At 72.5% G+C, this 17,385-nt stretch carries 20 protein-coding genes; 14 read left to right on the forward strand and 6 right to left on the reverse strand.

Going from position 1 to position 17,385, the window contains the following annotated elements; all coding sequences use genetic code 11:
• Nucleotides 1-26: 26 nt before the first annotated feature.
• The 12 genes from hemE (at nt 27) to KZI27_RS01900 (ending at nt 10,327) form a co-directional block, all read left to right on the forward strand.
• A complete protein-coding gene (gene hemE / locus KZI27_RS01845) occupies nt 27-1,151 on the forward strand; it encodes a uroporphyrinogen decarboxylase (RefSeq protein WP_222659083.1) in 1,125 nt (374 codons plus the stop codon).
• Nucleotides 1,148-2,488 carry a protoporphyrinogen/coproporphyrinogen oxidase gene (locus KZI27_RS01850; protein WP_222659084.1) on the forward strand — a complete coding sequence of 447 codons (1,341 nt, stop codon included), beginning with the start codon at nt 1,148-1,150 and terminating at the stop codon, nt 2,486-2,488. Before hemE ends, KZI27_RS01850 begins: the two co-directional genes overlap by 4 nt.
• Nucleotides 2,489-2,588: 100 nt before the next feature.
• A complete protein-coding gene (locus tag KZI27_RS01855; RefSeq protein WP_017887727.1) occupies nt 2,589-2,843 on the forward strand; it encodes a hypothetical protein in 255 nt (84 codons plus the stop codon).
• On the forward strand, nt 2,840-3,298 hold the full coding sequence (locus KZI27_RS01860) for a phage holin family protein (protein ID WP_123311102.1): 459 nt from the start codon (nt 2,840-2,842) through the stop codon (nt 3,296-3,298). Before KZI27_RS01855 ends, KZI27_RS01860 begins: the two co-directional genes overlap by 4 nt.
• 32 nt (nt 3,299-3,330) lie before the next feature.
• Nucleotides 3,331-3,561, forward strand: coding sequence for a hypothetical protein (locus KZI27_RS01865; protein ID WP_222659085.1), 231 nt, complete (start codon nt 3,331-3,333; stop codon nt 3,559-3,561).
• Nucleotides 3,562-3,628: 67 nt separating this feature from the next.
• Nucleotides 3,629-4,372 (forward strand): hydrogen peroxide-dependent heme synthase, encoded by a 744-nt coding sequence (gene hemQ, locus KZI27_RS01870; protein ID WP_222659086.1) that lies wholly within the window; start codon nt 3,629-3,631, stop codon nt 4,370-4,372.
• Nucleotides 4,369-5,604 (forward strand): ferrochelatase, encoded by a 1,236-nt coding sequence (locus KZI27_RS01875; RefSeq protein WP_222659087.1) that lies wholly within the window; start codon nt 4,369-4,371, stop codon nt 5,602-5,604. The genes hemQ and KZI27_RS01875 overlap by 4 nt, the downstream gene beginning before the upstream one ends.
• Nucleotides 5,601-6,560 carry a hydroxymethylbilane synthase gene (gene hemC / locus KZI27_RS01880; protein ID WP_222659088.1) on the forward strand — a complete coding sequence of 320 codons (960 nt, stop codon included), beginning with the start codon at nt 5,601-5,603 and terminating at the stop codon, nt 6,558-6,560. The genes KZI27_RS01875 and hemC overlap by 4 nt, the downstream gene beginning before the upstream one ends.
• Nucleotides 6,561-6,730: 170 nt before the next feature.
• Nucleotides 6,731-7,480 (forward strand): uroporphyrinogen-III synthase, encoded by a 750-nt coding sequence (locus tag KZI27_RS01885; RefSeq protein WP_261784014.1) that lies wholly within the window; start codon nt 6,731-6,733, stop codon nt 7,478-7,480.
• Nucleotides 7,477-8,532, forward strand: a complete 1,056-nt coding sequence (gene hemB, locus KZI27_RS01890; protein WP_261784015.1) for a porphobilinogen synthase — start codon at nt 7,477-7,479, stop codon at nt 8,530-8,532. The genes KZI27_RS01885 and hemB overlap by 4 nt, the downstream gene beginning before the upstream one ends.
• Nucleotides 8,529-9,854 (forward strand): glutamate-1-semialdehyde 2,1-aminomutase, encoded by a 1,326-nt coding sequence (hemL, locus tag KZI27_RS01895; RefSeq protein ID WP_222659090.1) that lies wholly within the window; start codon nt 8,529-8,531, stop codon nt 9,852-9,854. Before hemB ends, hemL begins: the two co-directional genes overlap by 4 nt.
• A gap of 8 nt (nt 9,855-9,862) precedes the next feature.
• Nucleotides 9,863-10,327, forward strand: a complete 465-nt coding sequence (locus KZI27_RS01900) for a DIP1984 family protein (protein ID WP_123311092.1) — start codon at nt 9,863-9,865, stop codon at nt 10,325-10,327.
• A gap of 226 nt (nt 10,328-10,553) precedes the next feature.
• On the opposite strand, the gene KZI27_RS01905 is transcribed toward KZI27_RS01900, so the two are convergent.
• From KZI27_RS01905 to KZI27_RS01925, 5 genes are all read right to left on the reverse strand, one after another.
• Nucleotides 10,554-11,132: a hypothetical protein gene (locus KZI27_RS01905; RefSeq protein WP_222659091.1), complete on the reverse strand. Its 579-nt coding sequence runs from the start codon at nt 11,130-11,132 to the stop codon at nt 10,554-10,556.
• 151 nt (nt 11,133-11,283) lie between these two features.
• A complete protein-coding gene (locus KZI27_RS01910) occupies nt 11,284-12,069 on the reverse strand; it encodes an ABC transporter ATP-binding protein (protein ID WP_222659092.1) in 786 nt (261 codons plus the stop codon).
• Nucleotides 12,070-12,086: 17 nt separating this feature from the next.
• Nucleotides 12,087-12,755 (reverse strand): GntR family transcriptional regulator, encoded by a 669-nt coding sequence (locus KZI27_RS01915; RefSeq protein WP_111083777.1) that lies wholly within the window; start codon nt 12,753-12,755, stop codon nt 12,087-12,089.
• A gap of 85 nt (nt 12,756-12,840) precedes the next feature.
• On the reverse strand, nt 12,841-13,818 hold the full coding sequence (locus KZI27_RS01920; RefSeq protein ID WP_222659093.1) for an MDR family oxidoreductase: 978 nt from the start codon (nt 13,816-13,818) through the stop codon (nt 12,841-12,843).
• A gap of 145 nt (nt 13,819-13,963) precedes the next feature.
• Nucleotides 13,964-14,992 (reverse strand): 6-phosphofructokinase, encoded by a 1,029-nt coding sequence (locus KZI27_RS01925; RefSeq protein ID WP_123311084.1) that lies wholly within the window; start codon nt 14,990-14,992, stop codon nt 13,964-13,966.
• Between the two features lie 88 nt (nt 14,993-15,080).
• Here KZI27_RS01925 and KZI27_RS01930 point away from each other — a divergent pair, with 88 nt between their 5' ends.
• Nucleotides 15,081-16,109: a DNA-3-methyladenine glycosylase family protein gene (locus KZI27_RS01930; RefSeq protein WP_261784016.1), complete on the forward strand. Its 1,029-nt coding sequence runs from the start codon at nt 15,081-15,083 to the stop codon at nt 16,107-16,109.
• Nucleotides 16,110-16,120: 11 nt separating this feature from the next.
• Here KZI27_RS01930 and KZI27_RS01935 read toward each other — a convergent pair whose 3' ends face one another.
• Nucleotides 16,121-16,978, reverse strand: coding sequence for an NAD-dependent epimerase/dehydratase family protein (locus KZI27_RS01935; RefSeq protein WP_222659094.1), 858 nt, complete (start codon nt 16,976-16,978; stop codon nt 16,121-16,123).
• A 72-nt stretch (nt 16,979-17,050) separates the two neighbouring features.
• Between KZI27_RS01935 and KZI27_RS01940 the strand changes: the two genes are divergently transcribed.
• Nucleotides 17,051-17,383, forward strand: a complete 333-nt coding sequence (locus tag KZI27_RS01940; RefSeq protein ID WP_222659095.1) for a hypothetical protein — start codon at nt 17,051-17,053, stop codon at nt 17,381-17,383.
• Nucleotides 17,384-17,385 lie beyond the last annotated feature (2 nt).

Consider the following 17,385-nt stretch of genomic DNA (forward strand, 5'->3'; position numbering starts at 1 on the left):
AACGCGCTCGATGGGACAATCATCCGGTGACCGACGCGACGACCACATCCCTCCCCGACTCCCACCCCCTGGCATCAGGGCGGACGAGTGGTTCCCGCCTGGTGCGGGCCCTGCGGGGTGACCGTCCGGAGACCCTGCCGGTGTGGTTCATGCGGCAGGCCGGCCGGTCGTTGCCCGAGTACCGCGAGCTCCGGGTGGGCACGGCCATGCTCGACGCGTGCCTCGACCCCGAGATGGCGTCGGAGATCACGCTGCAGCCCGTCCGCCGGCACGGAGTCGACGCCGGCATCTTCTTCAGCGACATCGTCGTCCCGATCAAGCTCGCGGGCGTGGACGTCGAGATCGTCCCCGGACGCGGCCCCGTGCTCGGGTCCCCGATCCGCACCGCGGCCGACGTCGACGCGCTGGAGCCGCTCGACCCGGCCGCCCTCGAACCCATCCGGCAGGCGGTCGCCCGCACCGTCGAGCAGCTCGGGGACACCCCGCTGATCGGGTTCGCCGGTGCGCCCTTCACGCTCGCCGCGTACCTGGTCGAGGGCGGTCCCTCCAAGGACCACATCCGCGCCCGCACCCTCATGCACGCCGAGCCGGAGACCTGGTCGCGGCTGCTGGCCTGGGCGGCGGAGGTGTCGGGTGCGTTCCTGCGGGCCCAGGTGCTCGCCGGGGCCTCGGCGGCGCAGCTCTTCGACTCGTGGGTCGGCTCCCTGTCGCGCGCCGACTACGTCCGGTCCGTCGCACCGCACTCGGCGCAGGCCCTCTCCCACGTGACCGACCTGGGTGTGCCGCGCATCCACTTCGGCGTCGGCAGCGGCGAGGTCCTGGCCGACATGACCACGCTGGGCACCGACACGGTCGGCGTCGACGCGGTCGGGGTCGACTGGCGGCTCCCGCTCGACGAGGCCGTGCGCCGGGTCGGTACCGGCGTGAGCGTGCAGGGCAACATCGACCCGGCGATGCTCTCGGCCCCGTGGGAGGTCCTCGAGGCCCACGTGCGCGAGGTCGTCCGCCGCGGTGGCGCCGCCCGCGCCCACGTCGTGAACCTCGGCCACGGGGTGCCGCCGGAGACCGACCCGACGGTGCTGACACGTGTCGTCGAGCTCGTGCACTCCCTGGGCGACGGCACCGACGGGACAGCCGGAGCCGCAGCGTGACCGACGTCGTCGTGGTCGGCGGCGGGATCGCCGGACTCGTCACCGCCCGCGACCTGGCGAAGGGCGGCGCCGACGTCGTCCTCATCGAGTCGTCCGGGGTGCTGGGCGGCATGATCCGCCGGCACACGGTGGGCGGGCTCGACCTCGACATGGCGGCGGACTCGTTCGCGACCCGCACCGATGCCGTCGGCCGCCTGGCGATCGAGCTCGGCCTCGGCAACGACGTCGTCGCCCCGGACCCGCGCGGCGCCTGGCTGATGACCCGCGACGGTCGGACGTCGCCCATCCCCGCGACCGGGCTCCTCGGCATCCCGAGCACCCCGATGGCCGCCGACGTCCTCGCCGTCGTCGGGCAGAAGGGCGGGCTCCGCGCGCAGATGGACTCGCTGCTGCCCGGACCGGTCGGCGCCAAGGCGGAGTCCCTGGGCGAGCTCGTCCGGCGGCGCATGGGGGAGCGGGTCCTCGACGACCTGGTCGTCCCGATCGCCGGCGGAGTGCACTCCACCCACCCCGACCAGCTCGACCCGGAGCGGGTGGCTCCCGGTCTCCGCGCGGCGCTGCTCCGCGAGGGCTCACTCGCCCGCGCGGTCCTGGCGCTCCGGGCCCGCGCTGCCGCCGGCACCCCGGTGCAGGGGATCCGCGGCGGGATCGTCCGGCTCGTGGACGAACTCGTCGCCGACACGGAGACCTACGGCGTCGACGTCCGGCTGCACACCCGGGCGACGCGGATCGAGGCACACGCGGTCGAGGTCGTCTCCGCCGACGGCACGGTCGAGCGCCTGCCCGCGCAGCACACCCTGTCGTCGGTGCCCGACCCCGAGCGCACCGCGGCACCGGACCGCACCGGCATCGAGCTCGTCACGCTCGTCGTCGACCAACCCGAGCTCGACGCGGCTCCACGCGGGACCGGCATGCTCGTGCACCCCGATGCCCGCGCTGTGGCGGCGAAGGCCCTGACGCACGCGACGGTGAAGTGGCCCTGGCTCGCCGAGGCGGCCGCCGGGCGCCACGTGCTGCGCCTCAGTTACGCGACGCCGGCCGACGCGACCAGCGTGCACGGCGCGACGGGCCCCGACGACGCGGCCACGAGCCTCCCGGTCGACCCGGACGGACCGGTCGGGACCCGGGCGCTGCACGACGCGGCCACGCTGCTCGGCGTCCCCCTGACGGCGACGCACGTCGCGGGCGCCGCACGCGTCCGCTGGCACGGTCCGGACCTGACCGCCGCCGGTCTCGCGGCGGGTGTCGTCGGCGTCGGCGAGGTGGCCACCGGACGGGGGCTGGCCGGCATCATCGGGGCCGCGCGGACCGCCGCTGGACAGATCCTGGGTTCCTGAGCGGACCCCAGACCGCCCGGGGGCTACTGTTGGTGAGACCGTCGGACGTATTCCGTCCGGCGCATGACCACCGCACACTGAACCAACGGAGGAATCGCACATGCGCGGAAAGCTCCTGTTCGTCGCCGGCGCCGCACTCGGGTACGTCCTGGGATCGCGAGCCGGACGGGCGCGGTACGAGCAGATCAAGACCGTCAGCGGCAAGGTCTGGAACAGCAACGGCGTCCAGAAGGGCGTGCACGTGGCTGAGGACTTCATCGCCGACAAGACCCCGGACGTCGCCGAGTTCATCGGTGAGACGACGAAGAAGGCCGTCCGCAAGGTCGGCCAGAAGAAGGACACCACCACCTCATGACCGACACCCGCGACCGCAAGTCGCGTTCGCTGTTCGGTCTGGTGGGCGACGTCCCGAAGCTCGTCAAGGGCCTGGTCAAGGGCGAGATCGACCTGCTCAAGGCCGAGATGCTCACCAAGGCCAAGATCTTCGGACTGGCCGCGGGGCTGCTCGTCGGTGCGCTCGTCATCGTGCTCTACGCGATCGGCGTCTTCCTGACCGCCGCCGTGATGGGCCTGGCGACCGTGATGCCGGCCTGGCTCGCAGCGATCGTGATCGCCGTGGTGATGCTGATCATCGCCGCCATCCTCGGGTGGATCGGGTGGAAGCGCCTCAAGAAGGGCCTGCCGATCACGCCGAAGCGCACGATCGACAGCGTCAAGAACGACATCAACGCGGTGAAGGGGATGGGCAAGAAGCCCACCCCGCCCAGCCAGTACGGCAGCCGCAAGCCGGACGTCGGCGGCCGGTTCTGAGCCCCGACAGCCGCACCACCGACGGAGGAACCGTGACCGATCCGCACGACGATCTCGCAGACCGCGTCGCCGCGACCCGCGCCCAGCTGTTCGACACCCTCGACGCGATCGAGGACAAGCTCAACGTCCCGAAGCAGATCGGCATCGCGGCGTCGAAGCTCAAGCGCGGGATCGACGAGAAGCCGGTCCCGTACCTGGCCGGGCTCGCAGCCGGAGTAGCGGTGGTCGGGGGTATCGTCGTGATGGTGCTCCGACGGCGGTAGACCGCCCGAGCGCGGTCCACCGGGTGCGGGGCGGCCACGACCCTGGCAACCGATAGGACAAGGATCCATGAGTTCCGACGCGCCCACGAACACCGCGCCCGCGCATTCCCCGCACGAGACCGACCCCGCCACCGGGATCGATCCCAACCTGATGACGGCCTACGCGCTGTGGGCCGTCTTCCGCCGTCCGCTCGGACCCGTGCACCGAGTCGGTGAGGACGCCGTGGCCGAGCTGGACGCCGTGATCGCGTCCGCCGCCGAGCGTGGCGTGACGACCCGGGGCTTCTACGACGTCTCCGGGTTCCGCGCCGACGCCGACGTCATGATCTGGCTGCACGGCGACGACGCGCAGGCCGTCCAGGCGGTGCTGCGCGAGATCCGTCGCACCGGGCTCTTCCAGGACGCCGAGCCGGTCTGGCACGTCATGGCGATGCACCGCGAAGCCGAGTTCAACAAGCGGCACACCCCCGCCTTCCTGCGCGGCAAGGACCCCGAGGCGTGGATCACGGTGTACCCGTTCGTCCGCTCCTTCGAGTGGTACCTGCTGCCCGAGGACGAGCGCTCGAAGATGCTCCGCGACCACGGGATCGCCGGTGCGAAGTACCGCCGCGTCCTCACGAACACCATCGCGACCTTCGCCCTGAGCGACTACGAGTGGATCCTGCCGCTCGAGAGCCCCGAGCTCGTCGACCTCGTCGACCTGATGCGCGACCTGCGGGCCACCGAGGCGCGCCTGCACGTGCGCGAAGAGGTCCCCTTCTTCACGGGTCGTCGCGTGACGACCGCCGAACTCCCGGAGGTGCTGTCATGACCGACACCAGCATGATCACGAACGGCCAGCCCGTCCTCGCCGCCACCCCCGCGGCGGCGTCCGGACCGGAACACGTCGAGGTCCCGACCGCCTACGACGCGATCCTGCTCGCCGGCTTCGGTGGGCCCGAGGGCCAGGACGACGTCATCCCGTTCCTGCGCAACGTCACCCGCGGCCGGGGCATCCCGGACGAGCGGCTCGAGGAGGTCGCCCACCACTACCGGCACTTCGGCGGCGTGAGCCCGATCAACGCGCAGAACCGCGCGCTGAAGGCCGCGCTCGAGGCCGAGCTGGCGTCGCGCGGCATCGACATGCCCGTGCTCTGGGGCAACCGCAACTGGGAGCCCTACCTGGAAGGCGCCTTCACCGAGGCATCCGACAAGGGCTACAACAAGCTCATCGCCATCGCGACGAGCGCCTACTCGTCGTTCTCCAGCTGCCGCCAGTACCGCGAGGACTACGCGCGCGTCCTGGACGAGACCGGGCTGCTCGGCACCATCGAGATCGACAAGATCCGGCAGTTCTTCGACCACCCCGGCTTCGTCCGGCCCTTCGTCGACGGTGTCCGTGACGGCATGGCCCGTGCCATCGCCGAGAACGACGGGCTCGACGTCGCCACCGAGCTGCACGTGCTGTTCTCGACCCACTCGATCCCGTCGACCGACGCCGCGAAGTCCGGCCCGGACTACCGCGGCTTCGACGAGCACGGTGCCTACGAGGCGCAGCACCTCGCCGTGGCGCAGGTCGTCCTCGACCAGGCATGGGCGGAGCTGCTCGAGCAGCCCGAGCACGCGCACCTGCAGGGCACGTCGAAGCCGGCGTGGAAGCTCGTCTACCAGTCGCGCTCCGGCCCCCCGACGCAGCCGTGGCTCGAGCCCGACATCAACGACTACATGAACGAGGACCTCAAGGGCGGCTCGACGCGGGCCGTGCTGATCGTCCCGCTCGGCTTCGTCAGCGACCACATGGAGGTCATGTGGGACCTCGACGAGGAAGCCACCGAGACCGCCGGGGAACTCGGCTTCTGGTCGCTCCGCACGCAGACCCCCGGCATCGACCCGGCCTACGTGTCCGGCCTGGTCGACCTGGTCCTCGAGCGCGTCAACGGCACCCCGACCAGCGAGCGTCCGCACCTGACCGACATCGGCCCCTGGTACGACGTCTGCCGCCCGGGCTGCTGCGAGAACGTCCGCGCCGGCTTCAAGCCCGCCGCCGCCGGCGTCGCGCCGTGACCGACGGACCGACCCCGATCCGGCTCGGCACGCGCGCCAGTCGGCTCGCGGTCGCGCAGTCGCAGGACGTCGCCGACCGCCTGGCAGCGGCGGCCGGCCGCCCGGTCGAGCTCGTCACCGTCACGAGCGAGGGCGACACGAACCGTGCCTCCCTGGCGTCGCTCGGTGGCACCGGCGTCTTCGCCAGCGCCCTGCGCGAGGCCCTGGTCGCCGGCGAGGTCGACGTCCTCGTGCACTCGCTCAAGGACCTGCCGACGGCGCCGTACCCGGGCCTGACGATCGCCGCCGTGCCGAAGCGCGCGGACGCCCGTGACGTCCTCGTCGCCCGCAACGGTGCCACGGTCGAGAGCCTGCCCGAGGGGGCGAAGGTCGGCACGGGCTCCCCGCGTCGTGTCGCACAGCTCAAGGCCAAGCGCCCCGACCTGGACGTCATCGACATCCGCGGCAACATCGACACGCGCCTGGGTCGCGTGGACGACGACCTCGACGCCGTCGTGCTCGCCGCCGCCGGGCTCGGTCGCATCGACCGGCTGTCGGCCGCCACCGAACTGCTCGACCTCGGCTTCTGGCCGAGTGCTCCGGGTCAGGGCGCGCTGGCGATCGAGACCCGTGCCGACGAAGCCGACACGAACCTGCTCGCCGCGCTCCGGAAGATCGAGCACGCCCCGACCCGCCTGACGGTGACGGCCGAGCGCGAGGTCCTGGCGAAGCTCGAGGCCGGCTGCTCCGCCCCGATCGGTGCGACCGCGGTCGTCGACGCCGAGCTCCTCCTCGTCTCCGCCACCGTCTACAGCCCCGACGGCAGCGAGTACCGCACGGCGTCGCACGCGGCCGTGCTCGAGGGATCCGCGCAGGACCGTCTGGCCGAAGCGCTCGAGGTCGGTGGCCGCGTTGCCGCCGAGCTGCTCGAGAACGGTGCCGGTGACCTGGCGGACCTCGCCGACTCGGTGAAGTAGAGCCCGCCACGGACACGCCCGCTCCCGTCGTCGTCATCCCCCGGGGTGGCGCGTGGGGCGAGCGTGTCGCGGCGTCGGCCCGGCAGCGCGGGCTCGATCCGCGGGTCGTCCCCCTCATCACGACCGAGCCACCGCTCGACGGCGGCCCGCTCGACCGTGCGGTCGCCCGCTTGGCCGCCCGCCCCGCCCATCTCCCCGCCGCCCGCTCGCCCGAGGTTCCGAAATCTCGGCATCCGGAGGGGCACAACCGAGGCGGTTCGGAACCTCGACGGCGCACCGACGGCGAGTCTTCGCACCTGGACGGCGAGCGTGCACCCGCGGACGGTGACCAGACCGCGCTCGCCGGGTACACGTGGGTCGTGGTGACCAGTGCGACGGCCGTGACGGTGCTCGCGGAACGCGTGGCGGGCCTCCCGTCCGGGGTGCGGGTAGCGACGGTCGGGGGGCCGACCGCCCGTGCCGCGCGTGCTGCGGGCTGGGTCGTCGACCTCGTGCCGGACGAGGCCTCGGCCGCCGGGCTCGTCGCGGCCCTGCCGGACACCGACGGCACCGTGCTCTTCCCCCGCTCCGAGATCGCTGCGCCCACGCTCGTCGACGGGCTGCGGGCCCGCGGCATCGACGTGGACGACGTGGTCGCGTACCGTACCGTGGGGACCGGCGACGAGCCGATCACCCTCGACGCGGTGCCCGACGCGGTGCTCGTGACGAGCGGCAGCGTCGCCCGCGAGATCGCCCGCCGGGTGACCCCGCTCGACCCCCGCACCCTCGTGGCCTGCATCGGCCCCGGAACCGCCGCCGACGCGCGCGCGGCCGGACTGCCGGTCCACGTCGTCGGACCCACCCGGTCCGCAGAAGCACTGCTCGACGCCGTCGTCGAAGCCCTGAACCCCACCGTCCCCGAACAGGAAGGCCACCCGTGACCGGCCGTTTCCCACAGGTCCGCCCCCGTCGACTCCGCGCCACCCCCGCGATGCGACGGCTCGTCGCCGAGACCCGGCTGCACCCAGCCGAGCTCGTGCTGCCGATGTTCATCCGCGAGGGCGCGACCGACGCCGTCGACATCTCGAGCATGCCGGGCGTCCAGCAGCACTCGCTCGACTCGTTCCGGCGAGCACTCGTCGAGGCCGCGGGCCAGGGCATCGGCGGCGTGAACCTGTTCGGTGTGCCCACCACGAAGGACGCGACCGGGTCCGGCGCGACGGACCCCGACGGCATCCTCAACGTCGCCATCCGCGTGGCGAAGGAAGAGGTCGGTGACGACCTGGTCGTCCAGTCCGACCTGTGCCTCGACGAGTTCACCGACCACGGGCACTGCGGTGTCCTGGCGGCGGACGGCTCCGTCGACAACGACGCGACCCTGCTGCGCTACCGCGACATGGCGGTCGCGCAGGCCGAGGCCGGTGCCGAACTGGTGTGCCTGAGCGGGATGATGGACGGCCAGATCGCCGCCGCCCGCGACGCGCTCGACGTCGCCGGCCACACCGGCACGGCACTGCTGGCGTACGCGGCCAAGTACGCCTCCGCCTTCTACGGCCCCTTCCGCGAGGCCGTGTCGTCGTCGCTCGTCGGCGACCGACGGACGTACCAGATCGACGCCGCCAACGGTCGTCAGGGCCTGCGCGAGGTCGCGCTCGACGTCGACGAGGGCGCCGACGTCGTGATGGTGAAGCCCGCGATGAGCTACCTCGACGTGCTCGCCGAGACGGCCGCCACCTCGCCCGTACCGGTGTGGGCCTACCAGATCTCCGGCGAGTACGCGATGATCACCGCAGCCGCGCAGAACGGCTGGATCGACCGCGACGCCGCAGCGATGGAGTCGCTGGTCGGCATCAAGCGGGCCGGCGCCGACGCGATCCTGACCTACTTCGCCGTCGACATCGCACGGAAGCTCAACCAGGAGGCCGGCCTCCGGACCTCGGGTACCACCGCCGCAGTCGCCGGCATCGCCTCGACCGGGAAGGCCCCCGAATGACCACGAACGACCAGCTGTTCGGCCGCGCGAAGAACGCGATCCCCGGCGGCGTGAACTCGCCCGTCCGTGCTTACGGTTCGGTCGGTGGCACCCCGCGCTTCCTGGTGTCGGCGAAGGGCGCCTACGTCACCGACGCCGAGGGTCGCGAGTACGTCGACCTCGTCGCGTCGTGGGGGCCGGCGATCCTGGGCCACGCGCACCCGGGCACCGTCGAGGCCGTACAGCAGGCCGCCGCACGCGGGCTGTCGTTCGGCGCCTCGACCCCGGGCGAGACCGAGCTGGCCGAGCTCGTGAAGCAGCGGGTGTCGGTCGACGGCGACGGCCCCATCGAGAAGCTCCGCATGGTGTCCACCGGCACCGAGGCCACGATGACGGCGATCCGGTTGGCCCGTGGCTACACCGGCCGCGACCTGCTCGTGAAGTTCGCCGGGCACTACCACGGGCACTCCGACTCCCTGCTGGCCGAGGCCGGCTCGGGCGTCGCCACCCTGGCGATGCCGGGCAGCGCGGGCATCACGGCCGAGACCGCCGCGCAGACGCTCGTGCTGCCCTACAACGACCTCGACGCGGTCCGCCGTGCCTTCGACGAGCACTCCGAGCGCATCGCCGCCGTGATCGTCGAGTCGGCCGCGGCGAACATGGGCGTGCTCGCCCCCGAACGCGGCTTCAACCGGGCGCTCGCGCAGATCACGCAGTCGCACGGGGCGCTGCTCATCGTCGACGAGGTCCTGACCGGGTTCCGCGTCGGGTCCGCCGGATGGTGGGGCCTCGAGGCGTCGAAGGTCGTCCCCGACGGCGCCGGGTGGAAGCCCGACCTGATCACGTTCGGCAAGGTCATCGGCGGTGGCATGCCCCTGGCCGCGCTCGGTGGTCGCCGCGAGGTGATGGACTTCCTCGCCCCGCTCGGCCCCGTGTACCAAGCGGGCACCCTGTCCGGCAACCCGCTCGCGGTCGCCGCCGGCATCGCCACGCTCCGCGCCGCGACACCGTCCGTGTACGAGTCGCTGAACCACACGGCATCGGTCATCTCCGCGGCGACGTCGGACGCCCTGTCGGCGGAGGGCGTCGCCCACACCGTGCAGCGCGCCGGCAACCTGTTCTCGTTCGCCTTCACCGACACTGCGCCGCGGAACTACGACGACGTGCGGGCGCAGGACGTGTTCCGGTACGCGCCGTTCTTCCACGCGATGCTCGACGCCGGGGTGACCCTGCCGCCGAGCGTGTTCGAGGCGTGGTTCGTCACGGCCGCCCACGACGAACGAGCGGTCGGGCGGATCCTCGACGCCCTGCCCGCAGCGGCGAAGGCCGCGGCGGCTGGTTGACTGGACACATGCAACTCGCCGAGGCCCTCATCGAGCGCGCCGACCTGCAGAAGCGCATCGAACAGCTGCGCGGCCGCATCGCCGCGAACGCCCGCTACCAAGAGGGCGAGGAACCCGACGAGGACGCCCGCGAGCTCCTCGCCGAGGCGGAGCGGTCGATCGACGCGCTCGAGGTCCTGCTCGCCCGCATCAACGCGACGAACGCCAGCACCACCGTCGCGTCCGGGCAGACCGTGACCGCGCTGCTCGCCCGCCGCGATGCCCTGCGGCTGCGGCACGCGCTCGTCACCGGGGCGGCGGACGCCACGGCCGGTGCCACCGGCGGCTACCGTCAGCTCCGCAGCGAACTGCGGACGTTCGCCGCGCTGCCGACCGCCGAGCTCCGGTCGCGGGCCGACGCACTGGCGAAGGAGATCCGCGAGCTCGACGCCGTCGTCCAGCGCACCAACTGGGAGGTCACCCTGGTCGACTGAGCAGCGGGCGGTGCGTCGGTAGACGGACCGGGGCGGGTACGGACCCGATGACCGGCGGGCAACCCGGTCCCTGTCGGCGCAGTGGGCAGCGCCATGGCGAGAGCCGTGCACATCGCAGCCCAGTACGGCGCACCAGGTACGGTGCACACCGCACCACGCACAACCGCGTACCGACCGGACCGTCGAGGGCGGGACAGGGGACAGCACCGCCCCCACCCTCGACGACTCAGGAGCAGTCGGACTTGGTGAACGTCGTGTCGAGTGTCTTCGAGGAGCCGTCGAACGCGTAGGTGTACCGCATGTCGACGTCCTCGTCGAGGAGTTCCTTGGTGTCGCTGTTCGAGCAGAGTGTCGGGCCGACCGAATCGCGGATGGCGCTCTCGGTGATCGAGGCCGGGTCGACGCTGGACGACACCGTGTAGTCGTAGTGGATGGCGTTGCCCTCGGCCTCGACACCGGTCCACGTCGTCACGGAGTCGACCTGCTTCGGCAGGTCGCTCTGCTCGCGGATCTGCACGACGGCCTTCGAGACCTTCTCCTCCGTCGAGTCACTGAACGCGGCGGTCAGCGCCTGGCGGACCAGGATCGCGACGACCACGGCGACGACGACGCCGAGCAGTGAGATGAGGACGCGCTTGCCGCGGGACTGCTTGGGCGGCGGCGCGTACGGAGCGCCGGCGGGAGCGGGCTGCGCGTACGGCTGCTGGCCGGGCTGCTGCTGCGCCCAGGGTTGCTGGACGGGCTGCTGCTGGCCGGCGTTCGGCTGCGGTTCGGACCCCGGGTAGGGCGGCGGTGTGGTCGTCATGGTGTTCCCCCTCGTTGCAGTGCGCGGCCTGACACCGTCGTCCGGCATCGGGTCCCTCCCCGACACGGGCCGCGGACACCTGAGCGACCATTCAAGCACGGGCAGGAGCGGCGCAGCGCGGCGGTCCGTTCCCCGCGCCGGTGCCGCGCCGTCAGGCGGAACGCCGTGCTGCCCAGCGCCCCTCGGAGCGCAGGATCGCGAGCGGGAAGTCGAACGCGTGCGACACCGCCGACGACGTGATGACCTCGTCCGCCGTGCCCTGTGCCACCACGGCGCCGTCGCGGAGCAGCATCGCGTGCGAGGTCGACGCCGGCAGGTCCTCGAGGTGGTGCGTGACCATGACGCTGCCGAGCTCGGGGTGCCGGTGCCGCAGCGCGTCGACGGTCTCGAGCAGGTGCTCGCGCGCTGCGACGTCGAGGCCGGTCGCCGGCTCGTCGAGCAGCAGCAACTGCGGCTCCGACATCAGTGCGCGCGCGATGAGGGTGCGGCCCCGCTCGCCTTGGGACAGCACGGGCCACCGGGCGTCCCGCCGTGCGCTGAGCCCGACGTCGGCGACGTGCTGCTCGGCCGCCTCGACCTGGGCCGCCGTGGGCTCCCACCGCATCATGAGGTCGGTCGTGCCGGTCAGCCCGGTCAGCACGGTCTCGAGCACGGTGAGCGGCGAGAGCATCCGGTGCCGGGGATCGACGTGCCCGATGTGCTCGCGGAGCTCACGGACGTCGACCCGTCCCAGGCGTCGGCCGAGCACCTCGACCGTGCCGGCGGTGGGGTGGCCCGTCGCGCCGAGGACCGCGAGCAGCGTGGACTTGCCGGCGCCGTTCGGCCCGAGGAGCGCCCAGTGCTCACCGCGCCGGACCGTGAGGTCGACGTCGTGCAGCAGGTCGCGCCCGGACCGGGTCACGCGGACACCGGTGGCGTTGATCAGGACGTCGGTCACCCGTCCATCCTGGCCCGTCAGCTGCGTGCGGAGCGGACGGACTCGATGTGCTGCTCGAAGTTCCGCGTCAGCGCACGCCCGGCCTCGGCGGCCGTCTCGCCGTCGCGCTCGTCGAGCGCCTCGCCGAGGATCGAGAAGAACGCCTCGGAACCGTACTGCTCGAACGCCGGGGTGGGGTTGAGCGTGAAGCGGACGCGCTCGAGCGCACCTTCGGCGGCGACCTGCACGAGGGGGTTGCCGGAGTGGGCGATGGCGAACTCGATGATGTCGGTCACGGCACCGCTGAACCCGAGGTCGCGGACCTTGCGGAGTCCGTCGGCACGGTCGAGCAGCTTCTGCATCGCCGCGACGTCCGCGTCGTCGTACTCGGGGACGCCCCAGCGCAGGCTGAGCTCGAAGAACCCGGCCGTGGCACGGGTCGCGGTCACCCAGTCGTCGAACGTGGGGGTGGCGACGCGGGTGTACCGGTTCGCCTCCATCTCGACGAGGCCGATGTCGACGAGCTTCGCGATCGCCTCGCGGATGGGGGTGCGACTGACTCCGAGCCACTGGACCAGCTCGTCGTCGTTCAGGCGTTCGCCGTGCTGGAGTGTGCCGTCGCGGAGGGCTGCCAGCATCTTCTCGTACACGACGTCGCGGAGCAGCTTGCGGGGTGAGTTCTCGACCGTGGACTTCGGGACCGGCATGTCATCTCCTCGTGCATCGGACTCGGTACTGGAATCCTAACGTGTCAATTTGCAAGCGCTTGTAAAATTGTGGTACAGGAGTATTTCAGCGCCGCAGGTCGACGACCGTCCGACCGTGCACGCGCCCGGCGACCACGTCCGCGCCGACCGCGATCGCCTGCTCCGGGGTGACGGTCCGGGTGACACCCGCCAGCAGCGCGGGGTCGAGGTCGGTCGCCAAGCGCTCCCACGCCCGACGCCGGAGCTCCAGTGGGGCGTCCACCGAGTTGATGCCGAGCAGCGACACCGACCGCAGGATGAACGGCAGCACCGTCGTGGGCAGCGCGGAGTCCTGGGCGAGCCCGCACGCCGTGACGGCACCGCCCCACCGGGTGCCGGCCAGCACGTTCGCCAGGGTGGCCCCGCCGACGCTGTCCACGGCACCGGCCCACGTCGCACGCTGCATCGGCTTGCCGGGCTCGGACAGCGCACTCCTGTCCACGACCTCCGTCGCGCCGAGTCGTCGGAGCGAGGCCTCGTTCGCGCTCCGACCGGTCGACGCGGTCACCCGGTGACCCCGGGCGGCGAGCAGGGCGATCGCCACCGTCCCCACCCCGCCGGACGCACCGGTCACGAGCACCGGCCCGGCATCGGGCGCGACGAACCGTTCGAGCGCGAGGACGCTGAGCATCGCCGTGAACCCGGCCGTGCCGATCGCCGCCGCGAACGAGTCCTCGATCGTCTCCGGCAGCACCACGAGGGAACCGGACGGCACCACCGCGTGCTGGGCCCAGCCACCGTGTCGGGTCTCGCCGAGCCCGGCGCCGTTCAGCACGATGCGGTCGCCGATCGCCACGTCGTGTACCCCCGGACCGAGGGCGGACACGGTCCCGACGACGTCGATGCCGGGCACGAGCGGGTCGACCCGGGCGACACCCGGGTTCCGGGCGAGCGCGAGGCCGTCCTTGTAGTTGACGCTCGAGTACGTGACGTCGATGAGGGCTTCGCCCTCGGTCGGATCGGGCAGGTCGACGTCGGCGACGGTGGGCGGGGCGGAACTGGACACGACTACGGCGCGGGTCATGCGCCGGACGCTACCCCGGGCCTCCCGGCCAGCGGTCCGTTCTTTCCCAGAACGCGAGCGATCCCTGGCGGAACCGGGCGTACCGAGTCGAAAGAAACGACCAGGTACGCCCGGAACGACCAGGTACGCCCGAAACGCCCCCGCGCTACCCGAACATGATGGCGGCCTCGTCGAACCGGGCCTGCGGCACGGTCTTGAGCTCGCCGAGCGCCTCGTCGAACGAGACGTGCACGATGTCCGTGCCCTTGAGGGCGACCATCCGGCCCCAACGCTCCTCGACCACCGAGTCGATGGCCGCCAGGCCGAGCCGTGTCGACAGCACCCGGTCGTACGCGGTCGGCGTGCCGCCGCGCTGGATGTGCCCGAGCGTCGTGGCGCGCGTCTCGATGCCCGTCATCTCCTCGATGAGCGGCGCGAGGCGCTCGCCGATGCCACCGAGCCGCGGACGGCCGAAGGCGTCGAGCCCGCGCTCGGTGTGCGCGTTGTCCTCGTGGTCGGGGACGAAGCCCTCGGCCACCACGACGAGCGGTGCACGCCCGCGGTCGTAGGCGGCGCGCACCCACTTCGCGATCTGCTCCATGCTCGTCTTCTGCTCCGGGATGAGGATCGCGTGCGCGCCCGCGGCCATGCCGGAGTGCAGGGCGATCCAGCCGACGTGCCGGCCCATGACCTCGGCGACCATGCAGCGGGAGTGCGACTCGCCCGTGGTGCGCAGGCGGTCCATCGCCTCGGTCGCGATCGCGACGGCGGTGTCGAACCCGAAGGTGTAGTCGGTGGCGCCCAGGTCGTTGTCGACCGTCTTCGGCACGCCGACGATCTTCAGGCCCGCGTCGGTGAGGCGCTTCGCCGCGGCGAGCGTGCCCTCGCCGCCGATCGCGACGATGGCGTCGATGCCGTGGCGCTCGAGCATGCGCTCGATGTTCTCGACCCCACCGTTCGGTCCTTCGAAGGGGTTCGTGCGGCTGGTGCCGAGGATCGTGCCGCCCTGCTTGGCGATGCCCTGGATGTCCTTACGGCCGAGCGGGACGATGTCGCCGTCGACGACGCCGCGCCAGCCGTCCCGGAACCCGACGAACTCGTGGCCGTGGATCGCGATGCCCTTGAGGACGATCGCGCGGATGACCGCGTTCAGACCGGGGCAGTCGCCTCCGGAGGTGAGGATGCCGATGCGCATGGGATCTCCGTCGTCGGGTGGTGCGGGTGGGGGTCGTGGGGGACTGCGACCATCATGACTGACGGTGGTTGCGCATTACCATCCCGGTGTGACCCTGCTCGCCTCCGCCTCGTCGTCCGGCGACGCGTCCGGCGATGCGTCCGGCGATGCGTCCGCCGGTGCGTCCGGCGACGCGTCTGGTGCGCCCGGTGCGTCCGGCGATGCGTCTCGCGTCGACACCGTGTACCGACCGGGAGGCCCGGTGGACGTCACGTCGACCCTGCGGCCCCTGCAGCGCGGCTCCGGCGACCCCGCCTACAAGGTGGTCGGGTCGGTCGTGTGGCTCGCGTTGCGGACGCCCACCGGCCCGGCTGCCGTGGCGATCCGGCCGGCCGGCGGCACCATCGCGGTCTCGGCGTGGGGCGACGGTGCTTCGTGGGCGGTCGAGCACGCGCCGGAGCTGCTCGGTCGCGGCGACGACTGGGACGGGTTCGACGTCTCCGGGCACGCCTTCCTCGCTGCCGCCCGGCAACGGCAGCCCGGGCTCCGCCTGCTCCGCACGAACACCGTCGTCGCGATGCTCGTGCCGGCGATCATGGAGCAGAAGGTGACCTCGAGGCAGGCGTGGGGAGCGTGGCGGTACCTGCTCCGCCGGTACGGCACCGCGGCACCCGGGCCGGCACCCGACGGTCTCGTCGTGCCGCCGACCGCCGACGAGTGGGCGCGGATCCCGAGCTGGGAGTGGCACAAGGCCGGCATCGAGCCCGGACGCTCGGCGACGGTGATGCGCGCGGTGCGTGTGGCCCCTGCGCTCGAGCGGACGCTGACGCTCGGCCGCGGCGGATCGGTCGTGTCCGCACGGCTGCAGTCGATCCCGGGCATCGGGAAGTGGACGGCTGCCGAGACCGCGCAGCGCTCCCACGGCGACCCGGACTCGCCGAGCGTCGGGGACTTCCACGTCCCCGCGCTGGTCGGGTGGGCGCTGACCGGGGGACCGGTCGACGACGACGGGATGCTCGAGCTGCTCGAGCCGTGGCGGGGGCACCGGGAGCGGGTCGTCCGGCTGATCGGCGGCTCGGGGTTCCGGAAGCCGGCGTTCGGGCCGCGGCTCACGATCCAGGACCACCGCGGCCACTGAGTGCGGGGGCGTCAGGGGTGGCGGGTGCCCTCGCCGGCCAGCACGGCGCGGTAGCCCTCGCGGAAGGTCGGGTACTGCGGAGTCCAGCCGGTGGACCGCAGCAACGCGTTCGACAAGCGCTTGTCACCACCGGACTGCCGGGCACCGCCGTCGCCGGTGACGGGATCGGGAACGCCGAGTTCGTCGGCCAGGAACCGCAGCACGTCGTCCAGCCGGCTCGGTTCGTCGTCGGTGCCCAGGTAGGTCGGCGCCGGGTCCGGCACGGTCGCCAGGTGCACGAGCGCGGCGGCGGCGTCGTCGCGGTGGATCCGGTTCGTGTGCGGTGAGGCACCGGGAGCCAGGCGGGCGGAACCGGAGCGGACCTGGTCGATCAGACGCTCGCGGCCCGGCCCGTAGACCCCGGACAGGCGGACGAGCACGGCGTCGGGAGCGCGTTCGCGCAGCAGCGCCTCGGCCTCGACCAGCACCTGAGCGGTCGGGGTCCCACCGTGCGCCGGGGTGTCCTCGGTGACCACGCTGCCGTCGTCGACGTCGTACACCGCGGTCGACGACACCACGAGCAGTCGCGGGTCGGCATCCGAGGCGTCGATGCCGTCGAGCACGTTCCGCAGGCCGTCGACGTAGGTGGCGCGGTACTCGTCGACGTCGCGGCTGCCGGCGGCGAAGGCCACGACGACGACGCTCGTGTCGGCGGGGATCTCGGGGGCCTCGTGCCGCAGGTCGACGCTCCGGCCGGTGATCGGCGCCGGGACCAGTCCGGCGCGGCGGCGGAGGCCGACCACGTGGTGTCCCTGTTCGGCGAACCGCAGGCCGGCCTCGGTTCCGAGGTCGCCGCAGCCGGCGATCACGACGGTGTCGTTGTTGTGCACCCGTCGACCTTGGCACGGCCGGTTGGTGGAAGGCGGGGAGGCATGCACATCACGGATCGCTAGGGTCGGCGCATGGGGCGGCAGCGGCGACGGGTGGTGCGTGACGTGGCGATCGCCCTGCCCCCGGTCGTCGAGATCGTGCTCGTCGTCGCCGGCTCGATCGTCTCCGTCGGAGCCGTGGGGGAGAGCGCGGAGTCGTGGGCGCCGTTGTCGTGGCCGCTGTACGCCGTCCTCGTGACGTTCCCGTTCGCGGTCGGCGCGCTCGTCGCGGCGGTGCGGCTCCGCGGACTCGAGGCCAGGACGCCGGCGATCTGCTTCGCTGCCCTGTCGGTAGCCGTGGGCGCCATCCCCTTCGTCGGGATGCTGAGCGTCCTCGTGCAGTCCTGGAGCGTCTCGTCTCGATGAGA

This window comes from Curtobacterium sp. TC1 (assembly GCF_019844075.1).
Lineage (GTDB): Bacteria > Actinomycetota > Actinomycetes > Actinomycetales > Microbacteriaceae > Curtobacterium.